General features: G+C 59.8%; 24 protein-coding genes. 22 read left to right on the top strand and 2 right to left on the bottom strand.

Annotated features, from left to right (window positions below; all coding sequences use genetic code 11):
- Positions 1 to 49: 49 nt before the first annotated feature.
- From JFT87_RS25065 to JFT87_RS25050, 4 genes are read left to right on the top strand one after another with little or no spacing between them, the layout of a single operon-like run.
- On the top strand, positions 50 to 520 hold the full coding sequence (locus JFT87_RS25065; protein ID WP_201205767.1) for a (2Fe-2S)-binding protein: 471 nt from the start codon (positions 50 to 52) through the stop codon (positions 518 to 520).
- Positions 517 to 2,838: a xanthine dehydrogenase family protein molybdopterin-binding subunit gene (locus JFT87_RS25060; RefSeq protein ID WP_201205765.1), complete on the top strand. Its 2,322-nt coding sequence runs from the start codon at positions 517 to 519 to the stop codon at positions 2,836 to 2,838. The genes JFT87_RS25065 and JFT87_RS25060 overlap by 4 nt, the downstream gene beginning before the upstream one ends.
- Entirely contained in the window at positions 2,838 to 3,824 is a 987-nt protein-coding gene (locus JFT87_RS25055) for an XdhC family protein (protein ID WP_201205763.1), read from the top strand. Before JFT87_RS25060 ends, JFT87_RS25055 begins: the two co-directional genes overlap by 1 nt.
- Positions 3,817 to 4,413 (top strand): nucleotidyltransferase family protein, encoded by a 597-nt coding sequence (locus tag JFT87_RS25050; RefSeq protein ID WP_201205761.1) that lies wholly within the window; start codon positions 3,817 to 3,819, stop codon positions 4,411 to 4,413. The genes JFT87_RS25055 and JFT87_RS25050 overlap by 8 nt, the downstream gene beginning before the upstream one ends.
- Before the next feature lie 190 nt (positions 4,414 to 4,603).
- Here JFT87_RS25050 and rne read toward each other — a convergent pair whose 3' ends face one another.
- Entirely contained in the window at positions 4,604 to 7,873 is a 3,270-nt protein-coding gene (rne, locus tag JFT87_RS25045; RefSeq protein ID WP_201205759.1) for a ribonuclease E, read from the bottom strand.
- Between the two features lie 703 nt (positions 7,874 to 8,576).
- Here rne and rluC point away from each other — a divergent pair.
- The 3 genes from rluC to sppA are packed head-to-tail and all read left to right on the top strand — an operon-like array spanning position 8,577 to position 11,199.
- On the top strand, positions 8,577 to 9,539 hold the full coding sequence (gene rluC / locus JFT87_RS25040) for a 23S rRNA pseudouridine(955/2504/2580) synthase RluC (protein ID WP_201205757.1): 963 nt from the start codon (positions 8,577 to 8,579) through the stop codon (positions 9,537 to 9,539).
- The gene (locus tag JFT87_RS25035; RefSeq protein ID WP_201205755.1) at positions 9,526 to 10,185 is read left to right on the top strand and encodes an HAD-IA family hydrolase; all 660 of its coding nucleotides are present in this window, start codon (positions 9,526 to 9,528) and stop codon (positions 10,183 to 10,185) included. The genes rluC and JFT87_RS25035 overlap by 14 nt, the downstream gene beginning before the upstream one ends.
- 24 nt (positions 10,186 to 10,209) lie before the next feature.
- Complete coding sequence (gene sppA / locus JFT87_RS25030; RefSeq protein ID WP_201205753.1) at positions 10,210 to 11,199, top strand: signal peptide peptidase SppA; 990 nt, start codon at positions 10,210 to 10,212, stop codon at positions 11,197 to 11,199.
- 129 nt (positions 11,200 to 11,328) lie between these two features.
- Here the strand turns inward: sppA and JFT87_RS25025 are convergent, their stop codons facing one another.
- On the bottom strand, positions 11,329 to 11,907 hold the full coding sequence (locus JFT87_RS25025) for a Maf family protein (protein ID WP_201205751.1): 579 nt from the start codon (positions 11,905 to 11,907) through the stop codon (positions 11,329 to 11,331).
- 105 nt (positions 11,908 to 12,012) lie between these two features.
- On the opposite strand from JFT87_RS25025, the gene JFT87_RS25020 reads away from it, so the two are divergent.
- The 15 genes from JFT87_RS25020 (at position 12,013) to JFT87_RS24950 (ending at position 24,333) form a co-directional block, all read left to right on the top strand.
- Complete coding sequence (locus JFT87_RS25020) at positions 12,013 to 12,540, top strand: YceD family protein (protein WP_008152342.1); 528 nt, start codon at positions 12,013 to 12,015, stop codon at positions 12,538 to 12,540.
- 13 nt (positions 12,541 to 12,553) lie between these two features.
- Positions 12,554 to 12,736: a 50S ribosomal protein L32 gene (gene rpmF / locus JFT87_RS25015; protein ID WP_008152339.1), complete on the top strand. Its 183-nt coding sequence runs from the start codon at positions 12,554 to 12,556 to the stop codon at positions 12,734 to 12,736.
- Positions 12,737 to 12,740: 4 nt separating this feature from the next.
- Entirely contained in the window at positions 12,741 to 13,751 is a 1,011-nt protein-coding gene (gene plsX / locus JFT87_RS25010) for a phosphate acyltransferase PlsX (protein ID WP_201205749.1), read from the top strand.
- A 125-nt stretch (positions 13,752 to 13,876) separates the two neighbouring features.
- The gene (gene fabD, locus JFT87_RS25005; protein WP_201205746.1) at positions 13,877 to 14,815 is read left to right on the top strand and encodes an ACP S-malonyltransferase; all 939 of its coding nucleotides are present in this window, start codon (positions 13,877 to 13,879) and stop codon (positions 14,813 to 14,815) included.
- A gap of 16 nt (positions 14,816 to 14,831) precedes the next feature.
- Positions 14,832 to 15,575 (top strand): 3-oxoacyl-ACP reductase FabG, encoded by a 744-nt coding sequence (gene fabG, locus JFT87_RS25000; protein WP_201191512.1) that lies wholly within the window; start codon positions 14,832 to 14,834, stop codon positions 15,573 to 15,575.
- A gap of 191 nt (positions 15,576 to 15,766) precedes the next feature.
- Entirely contained in the window at positions 15,767 to 16,003 is a 237-nt protein-coding gene (gene acpP / locus JFT87_RS24995; RefSeq protein ID WP_003442511.1) for an acyl carrier protein, read from the top strand.
- 108 nt (positions 16,004 to 16,111) lie between these two features.
- Positions 16,112 to 17,356: a beta-ketoacyl-ACP synthase II gene (gene fabF, locus JFT87_RS24990; RefSeq protein ID WP_201205744.1), complete on the top strand. Its 1,245-nt coding sequence runs from the start codon at positions 16,112 to 16,114 to the stop codon at positions 17,354 to 17,356.
- Complete coding sequence (gene pabC, locus JFT87_RS24985; protein WP_201205742.1) at positions 17,356 to 18,171, top strand: aminodeoxychorismate lyase; 816 nt, start codon at positions 17,356 to 17,358, stop codon at positions 18,169 to 18,171. Before fabF ends, pabC begins: the two co-directional genes overlap by 1 nt.
- A 3-nt stretch (positions 18,172 to 18,174) precedes the next feature.
- Positions 18,175 to 19,416 (top strand): endolytic transglycosylase MltG, encoded by a 1,242-nt coding sequence (gene mltG, locus JFT87_RS24980; RefSeq protein ID WP_201205740.1) that lies wholly within the window; start codon positions 18,175 to 18,177, stop codon positions 19,414 to 19,416.
- Positions 19,417 to 19,435: 19 nt separating this feature from the next.
- The gene (tmk, locus tag JFT87_RS24975; RefSeq protein WP_201205738.1) at positions 19,436 to 20,068 is read left to right on the top strand and encodes a dTMP kinase; all 633 of its coding nucleotides are present in this window, start codon (positions 19,436 to 19,438) and stop codon (positions 20,066 to 20,068) included.
- The gene (locus JFT87_RS24970) at positions 20,061 to 21,047 is read left to right on the top strand and encodes a DNA polymerase III subunit delta' (protein WP_201205736.1); all 987 of its coding nucleotides are present in this window, start codon (positions 20,061 to 20,063) and stop codon (positions 21,045 to 21,047) included. The genes tmk and JFT87_RS24970 overlap by 8 nt, the downstream gene beginning before the upstream one ends.
- 42 nt (positions 21,048 to 21,089) lie before the next feature.
- A complete protein-coding gene (locus JFT87_RS24965; RefSeq protein ID WP_201205734.1) occupies positions 21,090 to 21,446 on the top strand; it encodes a PilZ domain-containing protein in 357 nt (118 codons plus the stop codon).
- Between the two features lie 13 nt (positions 21,447 to 21,459).
- On the top strand, positions 21,460 to 22,245 hold the full coding sequence (locus JFT87_RS24960) for a TatD family hydrolase (protein ID WP_201205732.1): 786 nt from the start codon (positions 21,460 to 21,462) through the stop codon (positions 22,243 to 22,245).
- Positions 22,246 to 22,587: 342 nt separating this feature from the next.
- On the top strand, positions 22,588 to 23,226 hold the full coding sequence (locus JFT87_RS24955) for a TetR/AcrR family transcriptional regulator (protein ID WP_201191498.1): 639 nt from the start codon (positions 22,588 to 22,590) through the stop codon (positions 23,224 to 23,226).
- A gap of 138 nt (positions 23,227 to 23,364) precedes the next feature.
- Positions 23,365 to 24,333: a GTP 3',8-cyclase MoaA gene (locus JFT87_RS24950; protein ID WP_201205731.1), complete on the top strand. Its 969-nt coding sequence runs from the start codon at positions 23,365 to 23,367 to the stop codon at positions 24,331 to 24,333.
- The last annotated feature ends 216 nt before the right edge of the window (positions 24,334 to 24,549 follow it).

Raw genomic sequence — 24,549 nt, 5'->3', positions numbered from 1 at the left:
GGCGGCAGATTGCTCGACCCCATAACCGAAATACTATGCGGGCGTGCCCATGATTACCCTGAAACTCAATGGTCAAGATCATCAACTCGATGTCACCGAGGATATGCCGCTGCTCTGGGCAATCCGCGATGTAGCCGGTTACAACGGCACCAAGTTCGGCTGTGGCATGGGCCTGTGCGGCGCCTGCACCATCCATATCGACGGTTTGCCGGCTCGCAGTTGCATCACGCCAATCGGTTCGGTGGTTGGCCAAAACGTCAGCACCATCGACAACCTGCACGCTGACCCCGTCGGCCAGATCGTCCAGCAAGCCTGGCTCGACACCGCCGTGGCCCAGTGCGGTTTCTGCCAGGGCGGGCAGATCATGTCCGCCACCGCGCTGCTCAAGACCAATTCCAATCCCAGCGACGAGCAGATCGAAGAAGCCATGGTCGGCAACATTTGCCGTTGCGGCACCTATAACCGCATCAAGACCGCCATCCGCCAGGCCTCCGCTCACCTGAAGGAGGCCAAGGCATGAGCCAGCTCCCGAATGATTTCGCGCTGAGCAACCTCAGCCGTCGCGGTTTTCTCAAAGGTGTGGGCGCCACCAGTGCGCTGGTGCTCGCCGCAAGTTGGGGCTGGCAGGACGCTTTCGCCGAAGACAAACCGAAGAAATTCGGTGCTGATGGGATGCCCAACGGCTGGATCGACGATCCGAAGGTCTACGTCAGCATTGCCGCCGACGGCACGGTGACCGTGGTCTGTAACCGTTCGGAAATGGGCCAGGGCGTGCGCACCAGCCTGAGCATGGTGGTGGCCGATGAACTGGACGCCGACTGGGCGCTGGTCAAGGTGCAACAGGCGCCGGGCGATGAAGTGCGCTTCGGCAACCAGGACACCGACGGCTCGCGCAGCATGCGCCATTGGTACGAACCGATGCGCCGTTGCGGTGCCGCCGCGCGGACCATGCTGGAGCAGGCCGCCGCCGAGCAGTGGAAAGTCCCGGTCGGCGAATGCCACGCAAACCTGCACAAGGTCATTCACCAGCCGACCGGTCGCGAACTGGGTTATGGCGCGTTGGCCGCCGCTGCCGGTGCGCTGGCGGTACCGGCCCGCGACAGCCTGCGGCTTAAGCAACCGTCGGAGTTTCGCTACATCGGCAAGGAAGGCGTGCGCGCCATCGACGGTGCTGACATCGTCAACGGTCGGGCGGTCTACGGTGCCGATGTGCATTTCGACGGCATGCTCTACGCGACCATCGCCCGGCCTGCGGTGTATGGCGGCAAGGTCAAATCCTTCGATGCCAGTGACGCGATGAAAGTCCCGGGTGTGATCAAGGTCTTGCAGATCGAAAGCCGTCCGCTGCCGTCCGAGTTCCAGCCACTGGGTGGCGTGGCGGTGGTGGCCAGCAACACCTGGGCCGCAATCAAGGGCCGCGAAGCGCTGAAAATCGAGTGGGACGACGGCCCGAACGCCAGTTACGACTCGATTGCCTATCGCAAAGAGCTGGAAGCCGCGTCCCTCAAACCCGGCAAAGTGGTGCGCAATACTGGCGACATCGACAAAGCCTTGGGTAATGCCAACAGCACGTTGGAAGCGTCCTACTACTTACCGCATCTCGCGCAATCGCCGATGGAGCCAATGGTCGCCATCGCCCGCTACAAGGATGGCGTGTGCGAAGCCTGGGCACCAAGCCAGGCGCCGCAAGTCACCCGCGAGCGGATTGGCGAACGCCTCGGCCTGCCCTTCGATAACGTCACGTTTAACGTCACCTTGCTGGGCGGTGGTTTCGGGCGTAAATCCAAGCCGGATTTCGTTGTCGAAGCGGCGATCCTCGCCAAGGAATTCCCCGGCAAGGCAGTGCGCGTGCAGTGGACTCGGGAAGACGACATCCATTGTTCGTATTTCCACACCGTGTCCGCCGAATACCTGAAGGCCAGCCTCGACAAGGACGGCATGCCGTCCGGCTGGTTGCACCGGACCGTCGCGCCGAGCATCACCGCGCTGTTCGCCCCCGGTATGAACCACGAGGCGGCGTTCGAGTTGGGCATGGGTTTTACCAACATGGCTTACGCGATCCCCAACGTGCGTCTGGAAAACCCGGAAGCGACGGTTCACACCCGGGTCGGCTGGTATCGCTCGGTGTCGAACATTCCCCACGGCTTCGCGATTCAGACCTTCGTTGATGAATTGGCCCACAAGGCTGGGCAAGATCCGCTCAAGTACCAGATCAAGTTGCTCGGCCCGGACCGTCAGATCGATCCGCGCACCTTGAGTGAAGAGTGGAACTACGGCGAATCCCCCGAGCGTTATCCGATCGACACCGCGCGGATGCGCACGGTACTGGAAACCGCCGCCAAGGCTGCCGGTTGGGGCCGCAAGTTGCCCAAGGGCCGAGGCTTGGGACTGGCGGTGCATTACAGCTTCGTCACCTATGTGGCGGCGGTGATCGAAGTGGAAGTCAAAGATGACGGCACTTTGATCGTGCACAAGGCTGACATCGCCGTCGATTGCGGCCCGCAGATCAACCCGGAGCGGATTCGCTCACAGTTCGAAGGCGCCTGCGTCATGGGCCTGGGCAACGCGGTACTGGGCGAAATCAGCTTCAAGGACGGCAAGGTTCAGCAGGACAACTTCCACATGTACGAAGTGGCGCGCATGTCCCTGGCGCCGAAAGAAGTCGCGGTGCATTTGGTCACGCCGCCGGGTGAGGTGCCGTTGGGCGGGGTCGGTGAACCGGGCGTGCCGCCGATTGCGCCGGCACTGTGCAACGCGATCTTTGCCGCCACCGGCAAACGCGTCCGCAGCCTGCCGGTTCGCTATCAATTGCAAGGCTGGCAGAAGGCTGACGCCTGATGGACAGCGTCGATCTGAACGTTCTGCGCAGCGTGCTCGAATGGCGCCGCGCCGGCCAGCGAGTGGTGTTGTACAGCGTGGTCCAGACCTGGGGCACGGCGCCTAGGGCGCCGGGCGCCATGCTGGCCTTGCGTGAAGACGGCGTGGTAATTGGCTCGGTGTCGGGCGGTTGTGTCGAGGACGATCTGATCGCGCGGCTGCACGATGGCCGCATTCCAGCCGACGGACCGCCGGTACAGTTGATCACCTACGGCGTTACCCGTGAGGAGGCGGCGCGTTTCGGTTTGCCCTGTGGCGGCACGTTGCGCCTGACCGAGGAACGCGTCGGTGATCCGGCATGGGTTGCCGAGTTGCTGGCCCGTTGCGAGGCGCATGAAATCGTCTCGCGCTCGCTGGATCTCACGACCGGCGAAGTGCTTTTGCATTCGGCCAGCAAAACCGACGTGCTAAGTTTTGACGGCAACACCTTGCGCGCCATTTACGGTCCGCGCTGGCGATTGTTGCTGATCGGTGCCGGGCAACTGTCGCGATACGTCGCGGAAATGGCTCGACTGCTGGATTTCGAAGTGCTGATCTGCGATCCACGCACCGAGTTCGTCTACGGCTGGGAAGAGCAACACGGTCGCTTCGTGCCGGGCATGCCCGACGAGGCCGTGCTGAACATCCAGACCGACGAACGCACGGCCATCGTCGCCCTGACCCACGACCCACGGCTGGATGACATGGCGCTGCTCACCGCCCTCGATTCCAAGGCGTTTTACGTCGGTGCCCTGGGTTCGCGGGTCAACAGCCTGAAGCGCCGAGACAACCTGGCTCAGCTAGGCTTGTCTGAACAGGCCATCAATCGGCTGCACGGCCCGATTGGTCTGCACATCGGCAGCCACTCTCCGGCGGAAATCGCCTTGTCGCTGCTGGCCGAGATTGTGGCGATCAAGAATGGCGTCGAGCTGAAGCAGAAGAAGCCGTTGCGGAGAGCGTATGAGTGAATCCATCGGCGTCATCGTGCTGGCGGCGGGGCAGGGCAGTCGGTTTCGGCAAGTCGCGGGTGCTGACAAGGACAAGCTGCTGGCCGACTGTGTCGGACGCGACGGCGCGGTGCGCTCGGTGATTGAGCAGGTGCTGGTGAATCTGCCAGCGTCGATTGAGAAACGTGTGCTGGTGACCACCGAGGATCGCCCGCAGGTGATTCGCATGGCGCAGGCTTATGGCTGCGATATCGTTTCTATTCAATCGACCGGAATGGGGGACAGCATTGCCGCCGGTATTGCGGCGTGCCCGGACGTCGATGGCTGGCTGATTGTGCTGGGGGACATGCCGTTTATCTTGCCGTCGAGTATTGAACGGGTGGTCGCGGCCATTGCTGATGATGCGGTGAGTGTGCCGGTGCAGGATGGCGAGTATGGCCATCCGGTTGGGTTTGGCCGGTCGTTCGGTTCGGGGTTGCAGGGGTTGAGCGGTGATCGTGGGGCCAGACCGTTGTTCGCGCAGGGCAGGGTGGTGGAGGTTGCCGTCGATGATCCAGGCGTTTTGTGGGATATCGACGTGCCTGAATCTCTGGTATTCCCCCAATCCTGAGCCTTGCTGAAATCCCCTGTGGGAGCGAGCCTGCTCGCGAATACGGTGGTTCAGTTACATGATTACTGTCTGAAACACCGTATTCGCGAGCAGGCTCGCTACCACAATGGTTTCGGTGACGCTCGAATTGGATGGATAAAAAAGCCCCGCCAGGCTTTCACCGGGCGGGGCTTTTTAACAGCTTTTGGAATCAGACGAGAGGTTTAGGCTCGTGTTCTTTTTCCTGGGCTTCTTGGTGATGCTCTGCCGCGTCCTGAACGGAGCGTGGCGCTTCAGCGATCACCGATTCAACCACGGCTTCTTCAGCGATCGGGGCAGGGGTTGCCTCGATTACTTCAGCAGCGGCTGGTTCGGCAACAACCGGAGCAGCAGCGGCAGCCAGTTCGGCTTCTTTCTGCAGACGCTCTTCTTCACGCTTGCGACGACGCACTTCACGTGGATCGTTTGGCGCACGACCGCTTGGCGTCAGCGCGCTGACCGGAGCGGCGTCAACCACTGGGGCAGGTGCTTCGGCAACCACGGGTGCCTCGACAACCGGTGTTTCAGCGACAGGTGCCGGTTCAGCAACAACGACTGGCTCGGCAGCCTTTGCTTCTTCGGCCACCGGAGCTTCAACAACCGGAGCTTCAGCGACTGGTGCTGGAGTTTCAGCGACAGTCGGCTCGGCAACCCAGTTGAAAGCGGTCTGTTCTTCGCGAACTTCACGCACGGTCTCGGTGACGGTTTCAGCGACGGTTTCAACCGCCGGCTCGGCGACCACAACTGGCGCCGGGGCGACGAAAGCAGGTTCGGCGGCAGCTTGAACTTCAGGCTGTGCTTCACGTACCGGTGCCACTTCAACTTCCGGAGCCGCTGGAGCTTCTACCGGAGTAGTCGCTTCAACAACCGGCGCTTCTACCGGGGCAGTTTCCTGCACGGCAGCGGTGGCGCGTTCGGCTTGCTCGTTAGCCTGGGCTTCAGCAGGAGCGCTGATCACGGTGCTGGCAACGGCCGCGGTAACAGCCAGGCCGGCGGCCAGATCGGCAACGCTTGGCGCTTTGTTGGTTTCGTTGGTTTCGCCTTCGGCGGACTCGGATTCTTCCGAACCTTCGATCACGTTGCCGTTGGCATCACGTTGACGCTCGCGACGGTTGCTGCGACGACGCTGGCCACGGGAGCGGCGGCGTGGACGATCGCCTTCGGCGCCTTCCTGACCGTCTTCCTGCAGTTGCTCTTCGTTGGTCAGCAGCTCTTCTTCGGCGACGGCGGCAACAGTTTCCTGTTCGGCACGTGGCTGACGTTCTTCACGCGGTGGGCGTGGAGCGCGTTCTTCGCGTGGCTGACGGGCTGGACGCTCTTCAGCGGTAGCATCAACGGCAGCGGCTGCAACAGCAGGAACGGCATCCAGTGGTTCACGCAGTTCACGAACCGGACGCTCTTCGCGGTCGCCACGTGGCTTGCGATCTTCACGTGGAGCGCGCGGTGCACGTTCTTCACGAGGGGCGCGTGGTGCGCGTTCTTCGCGAGCAACTACTGGCGTGGTGGTCTCTTCACGGGCTTCGCGTGGCTGACGCTCTTCACGCGGTTCACGTGGTGCGCGTTCTTCACGCGGTGCACGTTCCTCACGAGGCTTGCGTTCTTCATCGCGGCGACCATTACGGTTGCGGCTCTGCTGACGACCGTTGCGACGCTCTTCGTTACGCGCCGGACGCTCGGTGGTCGCTGGCTTCTCAACCACGACTGGAGCAACAGGCTCTTCTTTGGTCGCGAACAGGCTGACCAGCGACTTCACCAGGCCTTTGAACAGGCTTGGCTCTGGTACGGCAACCGGTGCAGCAACCGGAGCGACAGCGACGACTTCGGCCGGAACCGGAGCGTTGGCGCGGGCCGGTGCAGTCTTGACCGCGGCTTCCTGGCGAACCAGGGTGCGGGTCGCAGCGGCTGGCTGGACTTCTTCCACTTCGGCAGCGGCAGCAGCGATTTCGTAGCTGGACTGGTTGATGTGGGCTTCCGGGCTGTCATCGCGCAGACGCTGAACTTCGAAGTGCGGCGTTTCGAGGTGATCGTTCGGCAGAATGACGATGCGGGCACGGGTGCGCAGTTCGATCTTGGTGATCGAGTTGCGTTTTTCGTTGAGCAGGAACGCGGCCACCGGGATCGGCACTTGCGCGCGAACTTCGGCGGTGCGGTCTTTCAGGGCTTCTTCTTCGATCAGGCGCAGGATTGCCAGCGACAGCGATTCAACATCACGGATGATGCCGGTGCCGTTGCAACGCGGGCAAACGATGCCGCTGCTTTCGCCCAGCGATGGACGCAGGCGCTGACGGGACATTTCCAGCAGGCCGAAGCGCGAGATGCGACCGACTTGCACGCGAGCGCGGTCGGCTTCCAGGCATTCGCGGACTTTCTCTTCCACGGCGCGCTGGTTCTTGGCAGGGGTCATGTCGATGAAGTCGATGACGATCAGGCCGCCGATGTCGCGCAAGCGCAACTGACGGGCGATTTCTTCGGCGGCTTCAAGGTTGGTCTGCAGGGCGGTTTCTTCGATGTCGCTGCCTTTAGTGGCGCGCGCCGAGTTGATGTCGATGGACACCAGGGCTTCGGTCGGATCGATAACGATGGAGCCGCCGGAAGGCAGTTCAACGACGCGCTGGAAAGCGGTCTCGATCTGGCTTTCGATCTGGAAACGGTTGAACAGCGGAACGCTGTCTTCGTACAGCTTGATCTTGCTGGCGTACTGCGGCATCACCTGGCGGATGAAGGTCAGGGCTTCGTCCTGGGCTTCAACGCTGTCGATCAGCACTTCGCCGATGTCCTGGCGCAGGTAATCGCGGATGGCGCGGATGATCACGTTGCTTTCCTGGTAGATCAGGAACGGCGCGGAGCGATCCAGCGAGGCTTCTTTGATAGCGGTCCACAGTTGTAGCAGGTAGTCGAGGTCCCACTGCATTTCTTCGCTGCTGCGGCCCAGGCCGGCAGTGCGAACGATCAGACCCATGTCGGCTGGAGCAACCAGACCGTTCAGGGCTTCACGCAGTTCGTTGCGCTCTTCGCCTTCGATGCGACGGGAGATACCGCCGGCACGCGGGTTGTTCGGCATCAGAACCAGGTAACGACCGGCCAGGCTGATGAAAGTGGTCAGGGCTGCGCCTTTGTTGCCACGTTCTTCTTTTTCGACCTGAACGATGACTTCCTGGCCTTCGGTCAGGACGTCCTTGATGTTGACGCGGCCTTCGGGGGCTTTCTTGAAGTATTCGCGGGAGATTTCTTTGAGGGGCAGGAAGCCGTGGCGCTCAGAGCCGAAATCGACAAAGGCAGCCTCAAGGCTTGGTTCGATGCGAGTAATCCGGCCTTTATAGATGTTGGCCTTTTTCTGCTCGCGTGCACCGGATTCGATGTCCAGGTCGTAGAGGCGTTGGCCATCTACCAGTGCAACACGCAACTCTTCGGGTTGAGTTGCGTTAATCAGCATTCTTTTCATGTAGTACCGTCGGTTTCCGGGCTGCCGGAAACGGCGTTCGGCACACACGACTTCTCACGGTCGGTGTCAGGTGCGTCAGGAGTGTGGTTGGACACTCCAGTGTCTAGCGATGTCCGGCCAATGTGGGCCGGCGTCGCGACGTACGCGTCCTGCTTGCTGTGGCTACTTAAGCACTCAGTCAGGAGGAGGAATCAACCAGCGGCTGTGGACGAGATGAAGCGTCTTGATAAAGCCTATTGCTACACAGTCCAGCGGTTGTGCATCTCCACCCTACACGTATCCCTGATAATTCGGGTGCTGCCGCGCGCAGAATCCGCAGCGGGTTGGCATTTACCGTGAGCTCCGAAAGGGGAGGTCACGCATCATGGCTAATTTAGGCGTTGTTTCCGAAGCGTTCGCTCGGGGTCATTCGCAGCTGACTGCACTTTGTGAACTGGCCATGAATATTGGCTCGCAAGGCGAGTGAAAACTCTGCTTTGCCGCTTGATTCAGGCCTCATGTCACCTGCGCTCGTTACACCTGCAAACTCCACCGTTACGTAGCGAAAGCCCCGTAGGACGGCCTCGCGTCCTGGTGAATTGCGTTGGTCAGGGCCGGTTTTTGACCGTTAGTCCGCTGTCCAGGCCGCTTTTGGCGGCGTTCGCGACTATAGCAGCAATGATTAAGTGCTTCAATTCCATAAAAAATTGTTATCATCCGCGCCATGACGACTACTGCCCCTTCGACCCCAGCCGTACAACTGCTGGAGGTCTCGCCGGAATATGCCGGCCAACGCATTGATAACTTCCTACTCGCTCGGCTCAAAGGCGTGCCCAAGACCTTGATTTACCGCATTTTGCGTAAAGGCGAAGTGCGAGTGAACAAGGGTCGGATCAAGCCCGAATACAAGCTGCAGGCGGGCGATATCGTGCGCGTGCCGCCGGTTCGCGTGCCTGAGCGCGATGAGCCAGTGCCACTGGCACAAGGCCTGCTCCAGCGCCTCGAAGCCTCGATTGTCTTCGAGGACAAGGCCCTGATTGTGATCAACAAGCCTTGCGGCATCGCTGTTCACGGCGGTAGCGGCTTGACTTACGGGGTGATCGAAGCCTTTCGTCAGTTGCGTCCTGATTGCAAGGAACTCGAGCTGGTTCATCGTCTCGACCGTGACACCTCCGGCCTGCTGATGATCGCCAAAAAACGCAGCATGCTGCGTCACTTGCACACGGCATTGCGCGGTGATGGTATCGATAAGCGCTATATGGCGCTGGTCCGCGGTAACTGGGCGGCCTCGATCAAGCAAGTCCGTGCGCCGCTGGGCAAGAGCAATCTGCGCTCCGGCGAGCGCATGGTCGAGGTCGACGAGGAGGAGGGCAAGGAGTCTGTGACCGTGTTCAAGGTCCTGCGTCGTTTCGGCGATTTTGCCACCCTGATCGAAGCCAAACCGATCACCGGCCGGACTCACCAGATCCGCGTCCATACCTTGCACGCCGGACACTGCATTGCTGGCGACACCAAGTACGGCGATGACGATTTCAGCAAGGAAATTCGTGACCTGGGTGGCAAGCGCCTGTTCCTCCACGCCTACATGCTGACCGTGCCGTTGCCTGATGGCGGCGAGCTGAAGCTGCAGGCGCCTGTGGATGAGATGTGGGCCAAGACTGTGGAGCGCCTGAGTGCACCCATCTGATTACAAACTGCTGATTTTCGATTGGGACGGCACCCTGGCCGATTCCATTGGTCGGATTGTCGAGGCGATGCATGTCGCTTCCGAGCGTTCCGGTTTTCCGTTGTGCGATGACTTTGCCGTCAAAGGCATCATCGGCCTTGGGTTGCCCGAGGCCATTCGCACGTTGTACCCGGAAATCGACGATGACGAACTGATAGCGTTCCGTCAGCACTATGCCGATCACTACATCGCCGCAGAGGCTGTGCCTTCGCCGTTGTTTGAAGGTGTGGTCGAGTCGATGACAGCGTTTCGGGCTCAGGGCTACCGTTTGGCGGTAGCTACCGGCAAGGCTCGTCGCGGGCTGGATCGGGTACTCAAGGCGCACGGCTGGGAAACCTATTTCGATATCACCCGTGCGGCGGATGAAACTGCCAGCAAGCCTCACCCTCTGATGCTTGAAGAGATCCTCGCTCATTGCGATGTGCCGGCGGCACAGGCGCTGATGGTCGGGGATTCGTCTTTTGACCTGCAGATGGCGCGTAACGCCGGCATGGATTCGGTTGCGGTGAGTTATGGCGCCCAATCCATCGAAGCGCTGAAGTTGTTCGAGCCGAAGCTGGCCATTGATCGTTTTTCAGAATTGCACGCCTGGCTCAACCGGGCTTAATACGTTTTTGCTGGGGTAGATGGCATGACCGACGAATGGAAAGCGCCTGCCAAGGCAAGCGCGGATGGCGGTGACGATAAGAGCTGGAAGCTGCTGGAAAAGACCTTGCTGGCCAGCGTGCAGGAACAGCGTCGCTCCCGTCGCTGGGGGATTTTCTTCAAGCTGCTGACCTTTGTGTACCTGTTTGCGGCGTTGCTGTTGTTCACGCCGCTGATGGACATGGAAAAAAGCGCCACCCGCGGCTCCAGTTACACAGCGTTGATCGACGTGAATGGCGTGATCGCCGACAAGGAATCTGCCAGCGCCGACAACATCGTTGGCAGTCTGCGTGCAGCCTTTGAAGACACCAAGGTCAAGGGCGTGATCCTGCGCATCAACAGCCCGGGCGGCAGTCCGGTGCAGTCGGGTTACGTGTACGACGAGATCAAGCGCCTGCGTGGTCTGCACCCGGATACCAAGGTGTATGCGGTGATTTCCGATCTGGGCGCTTCCGGCGCTTATTACATCGCCAGCGCGGCGGACGAGATCTATGCCGACAAGGCGAGCCTGGTAGGTTCCATTGGTGTGACGGCGGCCGGCTACGGTTTTGTCGGGACCATGGAGAAGCTTGGTGTCGAACGTCGCACCTACACCTCTGGCGAGCACAAATCGTTCCTCGATCCGTTTCAGCCGCAGAAGCCTGAGGAAACTCAGTTCTGGCAGGGCGTGCTCGATACCACGCATCAGCAGTTCATCAACAGTGTGAAGAAGGGGCGTGGCGATCGTCTCAAGGACAAAGAGCATCCGGAGTTGTTCTCCGGGTTGGTCTGGTCTGGCGAGCAGGCGCTGCCGCTGGGCTTGATCGATGGGCTGGGTAACACCAGCTCAGTCGCGCGTGACGTGATCGGCGAGAAAGAACTGGTGGACTTCACTATTCAGGAGTCGACGTTTGATCGCTTCTCGAAGAAGCTCGGTGCCAGCGTGGCCGAGCAGTTGGCGATGTGGATGGGGTTTCATGGCCCGTCATTGCGATAAGTCTCTTTGATGCACAAAAGAACCGGCCTTCGTGGCCGGTTTTTTTTAAGTCAAAAGATCGCAGCCTTCGGCGGCGGCCACAGGCATGTAGGGGTTGCCGAAGGCTGCGGTCTTTTGATCTTTTGCCGCTCAGGGGATCTGCACACCTTCAGCCAACAACATATCAATCAAGCGAATCAGTGGCAGCCCGATCAGGCTGGTGGCGTCAGGGCCTTCGGTGCTTTGAAACAGGCTCACCCCCAAACCTTCGGCCTTGAAGCTGCCAGCGCAGTCGTAGGGCTGCTCTGCGCGTAGATAGCGCTCGATGCGCGCCTGATCGAGTGTGCGCATGTGGACGGTGAAGGGCACGCAATCGACCTGGCACTGGCCGGTCTGGCTATTGAGCAGCGCCAGGCCGGTCAGGAAGGTCACGCTGGCGCCGCTGGAGGCCAGTAACTGCTCACGAGCCTTTTCGAAGGTGTGGGGTTTGCCGATAATCCGTTCGCCGAGTACCGCCACTTGGTCTGAGCCGATGATCAGATGAGCGGAATGACTGCCGGCCAGTGCGCGCGCTTTCTCTTCGGCCAGGCGTTTTACCAGGTCGATTGCGGATTCGTCGTGACGGTGGCTTTCGTCAATGTCTGGCGAGCTGCAGGTGAATTCAAGCTGCAGGCGGGCCAGCAATTCCCGGCGATAAACCGAGCTTGAAGCGAGTAATAAAGGCAGCATGCGCATCTCCAAAAGGCAGGGGCGAATTCTAGCGAGGCTTCCAAGTGACGGACAGGGTTGAATTTCCTTTGACATGGCTGGGTGCATCCCTATAATGCTGCGCCTATGTTGAATGACCCGATTCCACCTCACGTTGACCCGCGCAAATTGGCTGATCGTGGCACCACCCTTCAAGGTGAAATGCTGCTGGCCGATTTGGAGAGACTCTGCGACCCGCTTTCCGACACTGTCGGTACGGTGCAGGCTAAATTCGTTTTTGAACGAGATGAACGTAAATCTGTGGTCATCCACAGCTTTATCGACACCGAGGTCAAAATGGTTTGCCAGCGTTGTCTTGAGCTGGTCACCCTGCCGATCCATAGCGAATGCAGTTATGCTGTGGTGAAGGAGGGTGCGAATACCCAGTCGTTGCCGAAAGGTTATGACGTGCTGGAACTGGGCGAAGATCCATTGGATCTGCAGTCACTGATCGAGGAGGAGCTTCTGCTCGCCTTGCCCATTGTGCCTGCTCATCATCCGGAAGAATGCCAGCAGCCGGCGGGTCTCGATGAGCCCGAACCGAGCGAGGACGAGGTAACGCGGTCCAACCCGTTCAGTGTATTGGCGCAGTTAAAGCGTGACCCAAACGTTTAGGAGTTAATCAATTATGGCTGTTCAGCAGAACAAAAAATCCCGCTCTGCCCGTGACATGCGTCGTTCGCACGACGCCCTGACGGCAAGCACTCTGTCTGTAGAAAAAACCACCGGTGAAATTCACCTGCGTCACCACGTATCGCCAGAAGGCGTATACCGTGGCCGTAAAGTGATCGACAAGGGCGCTGACGAGTAATCACTTGTCTGCTCAAGTCATCGCGATTGACGCAATGGGCGGGGACTTCGGTCCCCGCAGCATTGTTCAGGCCAGCCTTGCTTGCCTGTCTGCTACACCCTCGCTGCACCTGACCCTCGTCGGTCAAGCCACCCTTTTAGAAGAACTGCTCTCCAGTCATCCGGCTGTGGATCGCGCGCGCCTGTCGATTACGCCGGCGTCCGAAGTCATCGCCATGGACGAAAAGCCTGCCCAGGCCTTGCGTGGCAAACCTGATTCGTCAATGCGCGTGGCGCTAGAGTTGCTGCGTGATGGCAAGGTTCAGGCCTGTGTCAGCGCCGGCAATACCGGGGCGCTGATGGCGTTGTCGCGGTTTGTGCTCAAGACCTTGCCGGGCATCGATCGGCCGGCGATGGTCGCGGCCATTCCGACCCAGAAGGGTTATTGCCAGTTGCTCGACCTGGGCGCCAATGTCGATTGCAGTGCCGAGCACTTGCTGCAGTTCGCGATCATGGGGTCGGTGGCGGCAGAAACCCTGGGTGTCGTTCGCCCGCGTGTGGCGTTGCTGAACATCGGCACCGAAGACATCAAGGGCAATCAGCAGGTCAAGCTTGCTGCAACATTGTTGCAAAGTGCCCGTGGTATCAATTACATCGGTTTTGTCGAAGGCGACGGTTTGTACCGGGGCGAGGCGGACGTGGTGGTGTGTGACGGCTTTGTCGGCAATATCCTGCTCAAGTCCAGCGAAGGCCTGGCGACCATGATCGCCGGGCGCATCGAAGCCTTGTTCAGGAAAAACCTGGCGTCGAAAATAGTCGGTGCGCTGGCGTTGCCGCTGATGAAGCGTTTGCAGGCGGATCTGGCCCCGGCACGGCACAATGGCGCAAGCTTTCTCGGCTTGCAGGGTATCGTGGTCAAAAGCCATGGTTCGGCCGGGGTGCAGGGTTTTCAGAGTGCGATACAGCGCGCACTGATCGAGATTCAGGAAAACCTCCCGGAGCGGCTTCACGGTCGTCTGGAGGATTTGTTGCCTTAGGCGTTTTCGTCGGACAATGCTTAAATGTGACCGCTCAGTTCAATTGGCCATCCAACTGTCAGTTTCTTGCGTCCCCCAAGCGGGACGTCAATTCTCCGACGACAAGATCATTAGGGGCTTGTTACATGTCTGCTTCCCTCGCATTCGTCTTTCCAGGACAGGGTTCGCAGTCCCTCGGCATGCTGGCCGAGTTGGGCGCGCAACATCCGATTGTCCTCGAAACATTCAAAGAAGCTTCCGATGCCCTGGGTTACGACCTGTGGGCACTGACCCAGCAAGGGCCGGAAGAGCAACTCAATCAAACCGATAAAACCCAGCCAGCCATTCTGACGGCCTCGATCGCCTTGTGGCGTCTGTGGTTGGCAGAAGGCGGCGCGCGTCCGGCTTACGTTGCCGGTCACAGCCTGGGCGAATACAGCGCCCTGGTAGCTGCAGGCAGCCTGAGCCTGGGCGACGCCGTTAAACTGGTTGAGCGTCGTGGCCAGTTGATGCAGGAAGCCGTTCCGGCCGGGCAGGGCGGCATGGCCGCTATCCTCGGCCTGGAAGATGCCGATGTGCTGGCAGCCTGTGCCGAAGCGGCGCAAGGCGAAGTGGTCAGTGCGGTCAACTTCAATTCCCCTGGCCAGGTTGTTATCGCTGGTGCAAAGGCTGCGGTCGAGCGCGCTATCGAAGGCTGCAAGGCCCGTGGTGCCAAGCGCGCCATGCCATTGCCGGTCAGCGTGCCGTCCCACTGCGAACTGATGCGTCCGGCGGCCGAACGGTTTGCTGAGTCCATCGCTGCCATTGATTGGCAGGCGCCGAAGATTCCGGTGGTGCAGAACGTCAGCGCCAGCGTGCCGGCCGATCTGGAAACCCTCAAGCGCGATTTGCTTGAACAGCTCTACAAGCCTGTGCGCTGGGTTGAATCAGTCCAGGCACTGGCTGCCAAGGGCGCGACCCAATTGGTCGAGTGCGGTCCAGGCAAAGTGCTTGCCGGTCTGAACAAACGCTGCGCCGAAGGCGTGTCGACATCCAACCTCAATACCCCAGACGCTTTCGCTGCCGCCCGTGCAGCGTTGGTCTGAATCAGGAGAAGCTTGCATGAGTCTGCAAGGTAAAGTTGCACTGGTCACCGGCGCGAGCCGCGGTATCGGCCAGGCTATCGCCCTGGAACTGGGTCGTCAGGGCGCCATCGTCATCGGCACCGCGACCTCCGCCTCGGGTGCCGAGCGCATTGCCGCTACCCTGAAAGAAAATGGTATCCAGGGCACTGGCCTGGAACTCAACGTCACCAGCGACGAGTCCGTTGCTGCGGTACTGGCGAGCATCAGTGCACAGTTCGGTGCGCCGGCGATCCTGGTCAATAATGCTGGCATCACCCGCGATAATCTGATGATGCGCATGAAAGATGACGAATGGCATGACGTCGTCGATACCAACCTGAACAGTCTGTTTCGCCTGTCCAAGGGCGTTCTGCGCGGCATGACCAAAGCCCGTTGGGGACGAATTATCAGTATTGGCTCTGTTGTGGGTGCCATGGGCAACGCAGGCCAAGTAAACTACGCAGCCGCCAAGGCCGGTCTGGAAGGTTTCAGCCGTGCACTGGCGCGTGAAGTCGGTTCGCGTTCGATTACGGTAAACTCGGTGGCCCCTGGGTTCATCGACACCGATATGACCCGCGAACTGCCCGAGGCGCAGCGTGAAGCCTTGCAGACGCAGATTCCGCTGGGCCGTCTGGGGCAAGCTCAAGAGATCGCGTCTGTGGTCGCTTTTCTTGCTTCCGACGGTGCGGCTTACGTTACTGGGGCTACAATCCCGGTGAACGGCGGGATGTACATGAGTTAAATGTGACGGATTGCTTCAAAAAAATGTCATACGAGCTGTCTAAAATCCGTTATAAAGCTGCAATCTATTTATAGGCAGAGGGTCCCTGGGTTTGAGGAGTGAAGCTTTCAGTTGAAAAACTGAAAAGTCTTTCTATACACTTACCCACTGGCCAGCTGCCTGAATTTGTCCATTAGGAGTGAAAACAAGGTATGAGCACCATCGAAGAGCGCGTCAAGAAAATCGTTGCTGAGCAACTGGGCGTTAAAGAAGAAGAAGTGGTCAACACTGCTTCCTTCGTTGAAGACCTGGGTGCCGACTCCCTTGACACCGTTGAGCTGGTGATGGCTCTGGAAGAGGAATTCGAGACCGAAATCCCTGACGAAGAAGCTGAGAAGATCACTACTGTACAAGCTGCAATCGATTACGTTACTAACCACCAGGCTTAATAGCTTGTAATCGTTGCTTGCTGTCATGGAAAAACCGCACTGCCATCACGGCGTGCGGTTTTTTCTTTAGGCCTGATGCAAAGTCGTCATTTGAAAAAGGAGAGTGCTGTGTCGCGTAGACGCGTCGTAGTCACCGGTATGGGTATGTTGTCGCCACTGGGCACGGATGTGCCGAGCAGTTGGCAGGGCATTCTGGCTGGCCGCAGTGGCATTGGTCTGATCGAACACACCGACCTTTCTGCCTATTCCACCCGCTTTGGCGGCTCGGTAAAGGGCTTCAATGTCGAGGAGTATCTGTCGGTCAAGGAAGCTCGCAAGCTCGACCTGTTCATTCAATACGGTCTGGCCGCAGGGTTCCAGGCTGTGCGCAACTCCGGTCTGGAAGTCACTGACGCCAACCGCGAGCGCATTGGCGTGGCCATGGGTTCGGGTATTGGCGGTTTGACCAATATCGAAGAAACCAGCCGCACGCTGCATGATTCCGGCCCTCGTCGAATTTCACCGTTCTTCGTGCCTGGCTCGATCATCAATATGATTTCCGGTTTCCTGTCCATCCACTTGGGTGCACAGGGACCTAACTACGCCATCGCCACCGCATGTACCACCGGTACGCACTGCATCGGCATGGCGGCACGCAACATCATGTACGACGAAGCCGACGTGATGATTGCCGGCGGCGCCGAGATGGCGGCCTGCGGTCTGGGCATGGGCGGCTTCGGTGCCTCCCGCGCGCTGTCGACCCGCAACGACGAACCAGCCCGCGCCAGCCGTCCATGGGACAAGGGCCGTGATGGCTTCGTGTTGTCTGACGGTGCCGGTGCACTGGTTCTCGAAGAACTGGAGCACGCCAAGGCTCGCGGCGCGACGATCTACGCCGAGCTGATCGGGTTTGGCACCAGTGGCGATGCCTACCACATGACTTCGCCTCCCGCCGATGGCGCCGGTGCTGCACGTTGCATCACCAATGCCCTGCGCGACGCCAAGATCAATGGCGACCAGGTTCAGTACATCAATGCCCACGGCACCTCGACTTCGGCCGGCGACCTCGCCGAAGCCCGTGCGATCAAGTCGGTGTTTGGCGACCACGCTTACAAACTGGCGGTCAGTTCGACCAAGTCCATGACCGGTCACCTGCTGGGTGCAGCGGGCGCGGTCGAGGCGATCTTCAGTGTGCTGGCGATCAACAGCCAGGTAGCGCCGCCGACCATCAACCTTGATGAGCCGGACGAAGGCTGCGACCTCGATTTTGTGCCGCACACCGCGCGCAACATGGATATCGATGTGGTGCTGTCCAACTCCTTCGGGTTTGGCGGTACCAACGGCTCGCTGGTGTTCCGCCGGTTCGCTGACTGATGGACAGCTGGGTCGACGGTCAGCCGGCTGACGCTCTGTCGCTGAAGGATCGCGGCCTGGCTTACGGTGATGGTCTGTTCGAGACTATCGCTGTGAGGAGTGGGCAACCGTTGTTGCTGGATCGGCATCTGTCGCGTCTGGCTGACGGCTGTTCGCGCCTGGCGATCGCTGCCGATCACCTGTTGATTCGCAGCGAGTTGCAAGCCTATGCCGCCGTGCTGGGTGAAGGCGTGCTCAAACTCATCCTCACCCGCGGCGACGGATTGCGCGGTTACGCCCCCGATCCTGCGGCCCGCGCCCGGCGCATTCTGCAAGGCAATCCTCCCGCTGCTTATCCTGTTATTCATGGGGAGCAGGGCGTTCGTTTGTTCCCTTGTGCGACACGATTGTCCAAACAACCTTTGCTCGCCGGCCTCAAGCACCTGAATCGACTTGAACAGGTTATCGCCCGTTCCGAGTGGCAAGACGCCGAGCACGCCGAAGGCTTGATGCTCGATCAGGCTGGTCGCGTGATCGAATGTGTCTTCAGCAATCTGTTCATGGTCCGCGATGGCGTACTGATCACTGCCGATCTCAAATGCTGCGGCGTGGCCGGCGTGATGCGCGCTGAGTTATTGTTTCAGGCTGCATCATTGGGAATCCCCACGCAAATTACCGACATCAGCCTCGATCAGCTGCAATGGGCCGATGAAGTCTTCATCTGCAACAGCGTGTATGGCATCTGGCCGGTGCGCGCCTATGCAGCACTGAGCTGGTCGGTTGGCCCGCTCACCCGTAAACTCCAAACCATTGCCCGCGCGCTACTGGATGCTTGATACGTGAGACGTAAATTCTTGCTGCTGCTGGAAACCGGACTGGTTCTGGCGGGGCTGCTGTTGGGCGCTTCGGCCTGGAAAATCAATTCGGCGCTGGAACAGCCGCTGAACATCACCCAGGAAGAACTGCTGGAGGTGCCCAAAGGCTCTACGCCGACCGGCACATTCATTCGACTCGAAACCGATGGCGTCATCAAAGACGCGTTCTGGTTGCGCGTCTATTGGCGTTTCAACCTCGCCGGCACACCGATCCACAGTGGTGAGTACCGCATGCTGCCCGGCATGACCGTCGACGGTTTGATCGATCTGTGGAAGCGCGGCGAAGTGGTGCAGTACAGCGTGACACTGGTCGAGGGCTGGAATTTCCGTCAGGTCCGCGCGGCGCTGGCCAAGGACGACAAGCTCAAACAAACCCTGACGGGGCTGACTGATACGCAAGTGATGGACAAGCTGGGCCATAGCGGAATTTTTCCTGAGGGCCGCTTCTTTCCGGACACTTACAGCTTTGTGCGTGGCATGTCCGACGCCGAGCTGCTGAAAAAAGCCTATGACCGACTCGACGAAGTACTCGCCAAGGAATGGGACAAACGATCCGTTGACGCGCCGTACACCGAACCCTATCAGGCGCTGATCATGGCCTCGCTGGTGGAGAAGGAAACCGGCGTGCCACAAGAACGTGGGCAGATCGCCGGCGTCTTTGTGCGGCGGATGGCGATCGGCATGTTGCTGCAGACCGATCCGACGGTGATCTATGGCCTCGGTGATCGTTACCAGGGCAAGTTGACTCGCGCCCATCTCAAGGAAGCGACGCCGTATAACACCTATATGATCTCCGGACTGCCGCCGACGCCGATTGCCATGGTCGGCCGTGAAGCGATTCATGCGGCGTTGAACCCGGTGGCCGGCAACAGCCTGTATTTCGTGGCTCGCGGTGACGGCAGCCATGTGTTCTCCGATGACCTGGACGCCCACAACACGGCAGTGCGCGAGTTCCAGCTCAAGCGTCGTGCCGATTACCGTTCCAGCCCGGCACCGGCCAACGCTCCGGTGACGCCGGATGCCGAAACGCCGATACCCGCCGCATCCCCCGATACCGCGGCCGAAGAAGTGCCTCAGGTGCCGACGCAGAAGCCCGCTCCTGCACCGACGGCCGCGCCTGAACCATCACCGCCAACACCAGCGCCGGCGCCAGAACCCGCACCCGCGCCTGTGCCGGATGCACCCGCGCCGCAAAGCCCGCAATGACTCTGATTAAGGACTGCCTGTGACTGGCTTGTTTATTACCCTCGAAGGCCCTGAAGGCGCCGGCAAGAGCACCAATCGCGAATACCTGGCCGAGCGCCTGCGCGCCGCCGGTATCGAAGTGCTGTTGACCCGCGAGCCGGGTGGTACGCCGTTGGCCGAGCGCATCCGCGAAGTGCTGCTGGCGCCGGTGGACGAAGTCATGAACCCCGACACGGAGCTGTTGCTGGTGTTTGCCGCGCGAGCCCAGCATCTGGCCGAGGTGATTCGCCCGGCGCTGGCGCGGGGCGCGGTGGTCTTGTGTGACCGTTTTACCGACTCGACTTACGCTTATCAGGGTGGCGGTCGCGGTTTGTCGCTGGAGCGCATCGCGACGCTGGAAACCTTCGTCCAAGGTGACTTGCGCCCGGACCTGACGCTGATTTTCGATCTGCCGGTAGAAGTCGGCCTGGCCCGCGCCAGTGCGCGCGGTCGACTGGATCGCTTCGAACTCGAAGGTCGAGCCTTTTTCGATGCCGTGCGCAGTGCTTTTCTCAAGCGTGCTGAAGCAGATCCTGCGCGTTATGTGCTGGTGGATGCTGCCCAGACGTTGCCGCAGGTTCAGCAGTCGCTGGATGCGTTGTTGCCGCGCTTGTTGGAGTTGTCCCGTGGCTGAGGCCTACCCATGGCAGGACGCCCTCTGGCAGCAATTGGCGGGGCGTAAACAGCACGCTCACGCGTATTTGCTGCATGGCCCGGCCGGAATCGGCAAGCGTGCCTTGGCCGAACGGCTGATGGCGCATTTGCTGTGTCAGCGTCCAACCGCGCAGGATGCTTGCGGTGAGTGCAAATCCTGCCTGTTGCTCAAGGCCGGCAGTCACCCCGACAACTACATCCTCGAGCCGGAAGAGGCGGACAAGGCGATCAAGGTCGATCAGGTCCGTGATCTGGTCGGCTTCGTGGTTCAGACCGCGCAGATGGGCGGGCGCAAAGTGGTGTTGATCGAGCCGGCAGAGTCGATGAACGTCAACGCCGCCAACGCCTTGCTCAAAAGTCTTGAAGAGCCGTCCGGCGATACGGTGTTGCTGCTGGTCAGCCACCAGACCAGTCGTTTGCTGCCAACGATCAAGAGCCGCTGCCAGCAGCAGGCCTGTCCGCTGCCGAGCGAGGCGATGAGCCTGGCCTGGTTGGCGACGGCGCTGCCGGATTGCTCGCAAGAAGAACGCGTCGAACTGTTGACCCTCGCCGCCGGTTCGCCTTTGGCTGCGGTCAAGTTGCAGACCCAGGGTGTGCGCGAACAGCGTTTGCTGGTGGTTGAAGGCGTGAAGCAGTTGCTCAAACAGCAGAAATCACCGACCCAGCTTGCGGAAGAATGGAAAAGCATCCCGCAATTGCTGTTGTTCGACTGGTTCTGCGATTGGTCGAGCCTGATCCTGCGTTATCAGTTGACCCAGGATGAGGAAGGCCTGGGCCTGACGGACATGCGCAAGGTCATCCAATACCTGGCGCAGAAAACCGCGCAGGGCAAAGTGCTCGCCATTCAGGACTGGATCCTCGCCCAGCGTCAGAAAGTGATGAGCAAAGCCAACCTCAATCCGGCGTTGCTGCTTGAGGCGCTGCTGGTGCAATGGGCCTCTTTGCCTATCCAGAAGTGACCGTGTGCGCCTAGACTCTGACCATCAGCAGTGGAGGTCAGCATGAATGAACCGCTCAACACCGGACCCCGTAACGGCATCTTGTCCCTGACCATCAAGGACAAGTCCGTGCTGTACGCCGCCTACATGCCGTTCATCAAGAACGGTGGCCTGTTCATCCCGACCAACAAAAGCTACAAGCTGGGGGATGAAGTGTTCATGTTGCTGAACCTGATGGACGAGGCGGGAAAAATTCCGGTCGCCGGCAAAGTTACCTGGATCACTCCCAAAGGTGCGCAGGGTAACCGGGCCGCCGGAGTTGGCGTGCAGTTCAATGACGGTGACAACACCGCCCGCAGTCGAATCGAAACCCATCTGGCCGGAGCCCTGAAATCCGACCGTCCCACTCATACGATGTAAGTTGCAGCCCTTTATGCTCGTAGATTCCCATTGTCACCTTGATCGCCTCGACCTCGCCGCCCATGACGGCTCTCTGGATGCCGCACTCGATGCCGCGCGTCAGCGCGGGGTAGGGCACTTTCTGTGTATCGGCGTCAGCGTCGAAAATGCCGCCGATGTCAAAGCCCTGGCCGAGCGCTATGACGACGTCGATTGTTCGGTGGGCGTGCATCCGCTGGATGTTCAACCCGGTGCCGCGCCCGCGCTCGATTGGCTGCTGCAGGAGCTGAATCATCCACGCGTGGTGGCGATCGGTGAAACCGGCCTGGATTATCACTACGAGCCGGAAGCGGCCGAGCTCCAGCAGGAATCGTTCCGCCTGCACCTGCAAGCTGCCCGGCAAACCGGCAAACCGGTGATCATCCACACCCGCGGTGCTCGCGCCGATACCTTGAACCTGTTGCGCGAGGCCGCATTGCCGCAGGCTGGCGTGCTGCATTGCTTTACCGAAGACTGGGACATGGCCAAGGCAGCGCTGGACATGGGCTATTACATTTCTCTGTCCGGGATTGTGACCTTCCGCAATGCCGATGCCCTGCGCGACGTCGCGAGCAAAGTGCCGGCCGACCGTTTGCTGGTGGAAACCGATTCGCCGTACCTGGCGCCGATCCCTTATCGCGGCAAACCGAACCTGCCGCAATATGTGCGGGAAGTGGCAGAGTTTCTGGCGATGCTGCGCGGTGAGTCCTACGAGCGTTTTGCCGAGCAGACGACGGAAAACTTCAAGCGACTGTTCCCGCTTGCGCATGTGAAAGGTTAAATCGCAGGCAAAAAAAACCCGGGTTCTGGGGGGTGAATCCGGGTTAAGACCATTAGGAGTAAAACAAAGGTACGCGGTCCGTTGGTACCTATATCGGCGCGACACTTGGGGGAGATGCCTCGCCGACAGTTCAAGTATTGATCAGTATTGCGCCGACGCCAGTTTCGCCGCCCCGGTTTTTAAACAAATTTGGAATACGGGCGCTTCGGAAGAGTTCTCATCAATCGTCGACCCTGCATGAAATCATCAAGAAACACAGATATGCTCGGATGATCCGTGCATTTTGGCGCAAGTTAGGCATAATACGCGGCTTCGAATTTTGACCCCAACAGACCTTTTCTTATGCATAAAGAACCTCGTAAGGTCCGTGAGTTTCGTCGCCGCGAGCAAGAAATTCTCGATACCGCGCTCAAGCTGTTCCTCGAACTAGGTGAAGACAGTGTCACCGTCGAGATGATTGCTGATGCCGTCGGTATCGGCAAAGGCACGATCTACAAGCACTTCAAATCCAAGGCGGAGATCTACCTGCGCCTGATGCTCGATTACGAGCGCGATTTGAACGAGCTGTTGCATTCGGCCGATGTCGACAAGGACAAGGAAGCCCTGTCCCGGGCCTACTTCGAATTCCGCATGCGCGATCCGCAACGCTATCGCTTGTTCGATCGCCTGGAAGAAAAGGTGGTCAAGGGCAACCAGGTGCCGGAGATGGTCGTGGAGCTGCACAAGATCCGTGCCTCGAACTTCGAACGCCTGACCCTGCTGATCAAGGGCCGGATCAGCGAAGGCAAGCTCGAAGACGTGCCGCCGTATTTCCATTACTGCGCGTCCTGGGCGCTGGTGCACGGCGCCGTGGCGCTGTATCACTCGCCGTTCTGGAGCAATGTGCTGGAAGATCAGGAAGGCTTCTTCCAGTTCCTGATGGACATCGGCGTGCGCATGGGCAACAAGCGCAAGCGCGATACCGACACGCCAAGCAGCTAAATCATTCAGCGCCCTTATTGCGCCATTATTTCGCTACATGGCGCAGTACCGCAGGAATATACTCAGGCTTAGGACTTGCTAAAACTTGATTTGTGAGTCAAGTTTTAGCGGTCCGAATATCCTTTCGCCGGAGTGATCATGATCGTTGACCGTCAAGGCAGGCGTTTTCGCAATTTGCGGATCAGCCTGACCTCAGCCTGCAATTACGCGTGTACCTATTGCGTGCCTAACGGCAAGCGGTTGGTGGCAGCGCAGGATGAACTGTCGGCCGAGGCCATGGCGCGTGGCGTGGCGTATCTGATCGAAGCCGCCGGCATCGAGCGTTTGCGCATCACCGGCGGCGAGCCTCTGGTCAGCCCCAAACTCGAAGCCTTCATGACTGCCGTCGGCCAGATGGGCCTTGAGGACATCAGCCTCACCACCAATGGTCAGTTGCTGGCGAAAAAACTGCCGCTGCTGGTGGATGCCGGCATTCGGCGCATCAACGTTTCCCTCGATACCCTGGACGCCAGTGCGTTTCGCACCATTGCCCGTGGTGGCGATCTGGCGACGGTGCTCGACGGCATGAATCAGGCCGCTGCTGCCGGCATCAAGATCAAGGTCAACATGGTGCCGTTGCGTGGGCAGAACCTCGATCAGGTGATGCCGCTGCTCGATTACTGCCTGGAACGTGGCTATGAGCTGCGGTTTATCGAGCTGATGCGCATGGGCCACCTGGCCAGCGACAACAACGCATTCCTACAACAGTTCGTCAGCCTTCAGCAGTTGTTGAGCCTGATCGGCGAACGCTACGAATACCTGCAAGCCGACGCACCGGTGGATGCCACGGCGGTACGCTACGCGATTCCGGAGCTGGGCCACTTCGGCGTGATCGCCAACGAAAGCGTGCCGTTCTGCCGGACCTGTTCACGCCTGCGGCTGTCGTCCACCGGTTGGCTCCATGGCTGCCTGTCGTCGAGTAATCGGCACTATGTCGGCGACCTGCTGGACAAGCCACGTCATCAAGCGCTGCCGGCCTTGCAGCGACTGCTGGTAAAAGCCCTGGGGGATAAGCAGGAAGTGGCGTTCTCCGGTGGCGCGACCATCATGAAAATTATCGGCGGCTGAAAGTCCCTCTGTGGCGAGGGGGCTTACCCCCGTTGGGCCGCGAAGCGGCCCCCAATCATTCCCGTGTTGCGTCAGAAACACCTCATTCACCGACTCTACGACTGCTGCGCAGCCGAACGGGGGCAAGCCCCCTCGCCACAGGTTTGTATTCCCAAGCCTGAAATCTCGATCAACTCAAGGACTGGCGCGGAAGCTGCATTCAACGCCCATTCGCCG

Origin of the sequence: Pseudomonas sp. TH15 (genome assembly GCF_016651105.1) — a bacterium.
Taxonomy (GTDB): Bacteria; Pseudomonadota; Gammaproteobacteria; order Pseudomonadales; family Pseudomonadaceae; genus Aquipseudomonas.
Note: the sequence above shows the minus strand (reverse complement) of the source record. Positions and strands in the feature narration are given on the sequence as shown.

Coding starts and splice junctions, on each gene's coding strand:
- JFT87_RS24950 (WP_201205731.1), top strand. CDS start 23,365: ATGATCGTTGACCGTCAAGGCAGGCGTTTTCGCAATTTGCGGATCAGC.
- rne (WP_201205759.1), bottom strand. CDS start 7,873: ATGAAAAGAATGCTGATTAACGCAACTCAACCCGAAGAGTTGCGTGTT.
- fabD (WP_201205746.1), top strand. CDS start 13,877: ATGTCTGCTTCCCTCGCATTCGTCTTTCCAGGACAGGGTTCGCAGTCC.
- JFT87_RS25065 (WP_201205767.1), top strand. CDS start 50: ATGATTACCCTGAAACTCAATGGTCAAGATCATCAACTCGATGTCACC.
- acpP (WP_003442511.1), top strand. CDS start 15,767: ATGAGCACCATCGAAGAGCGCGTCAAGAAAATCGTTGCTGAGCAACTG.
- JFT87_RS24960 (WP_201205732.1), top strand. CDS start 21,460: ATGCTCGTAGATTCCCATTGTCACCTTGATCGCCTCGACCTCGCCGCC.
- JFT87_RS25055 (WP_201205763.1), top strand. CDS start 2,838: ATGGACAGCGTCGATCTGAACGTTCTGCGCAGCGTGCTCGAATGGCGC.
- pabC (WP_201205742.1), top strand. CDS start 17,356: ATGGACAGCTGGGTCGACGGTCAGCCGGCTGACGCTCTGTCGCTGAAG.
- JFT87_RS25060 (WP_201205765.1), top strand. CDS start 517: ATGAGCCAGCTCCCGAATGATTTCGCGCTGAGCAACCTCAGCCGTCGC.
- JFT87_RS25025 (WP_201205751.1), bottom strand. CDS start 11,907: ATGCTGCCTTTATTACTCGCTTCAAGCTCGGTTTATCGCCGGGAATTG.
- sppA (WP_201205753.1), top strand. CDS start 10,210: ATGACCGACGAATGGAAAGCGCCTGCCAAGGCAAGCGCGGATGGCGGT.
- rpmF (WP_008152339.1), top strand. CDS start 12,554: ATGGCTGTTCAGCAGAACAAAAAATCCCGCTCTGCCCGTGACATGCGT.
- JFT87_RS25050 (WP_201205761.1), top strand. CDS start 3,817: ATGAGTGAATCCATCGGCGTCATCGTGCTGGCGGCGGGGCAGGGCAGT.
- fabG (WP_201191512.1), top strand. CDS start 14,832: ATGAGTCTGCAAGGTAAAGTTGCACTGGTCACCGGCGCGAGCCGCGGT.
- JFT87_RS25020 (WP_008152342.1), top strand. CDS start 12,013: ATGTTGAATGACCCGATTCCACCTCACGTTGACCCGCGCAAATTGGCT.
- JFT87_RS24965 (WP_201205734.1), top strand. CDS start 21,090: ATGAATGAACCGCTCAACACCGGACCCCGTAACGGCATCTTGTCCCTG.
- rluC (WP_201205757.1), top strand. CDS start 8,577: ATGACGACTACTGCCCCTTCGACCCCAGCCGTACAACTGCTGGAGGTC.
- JFT87_RS24955 (WP_201191498.1), top strand. CDS start 22,588: ATGCATAAAGAACCTCGTAAGGTCCGTGAGTTTCGTCGCCGCGAGCAA.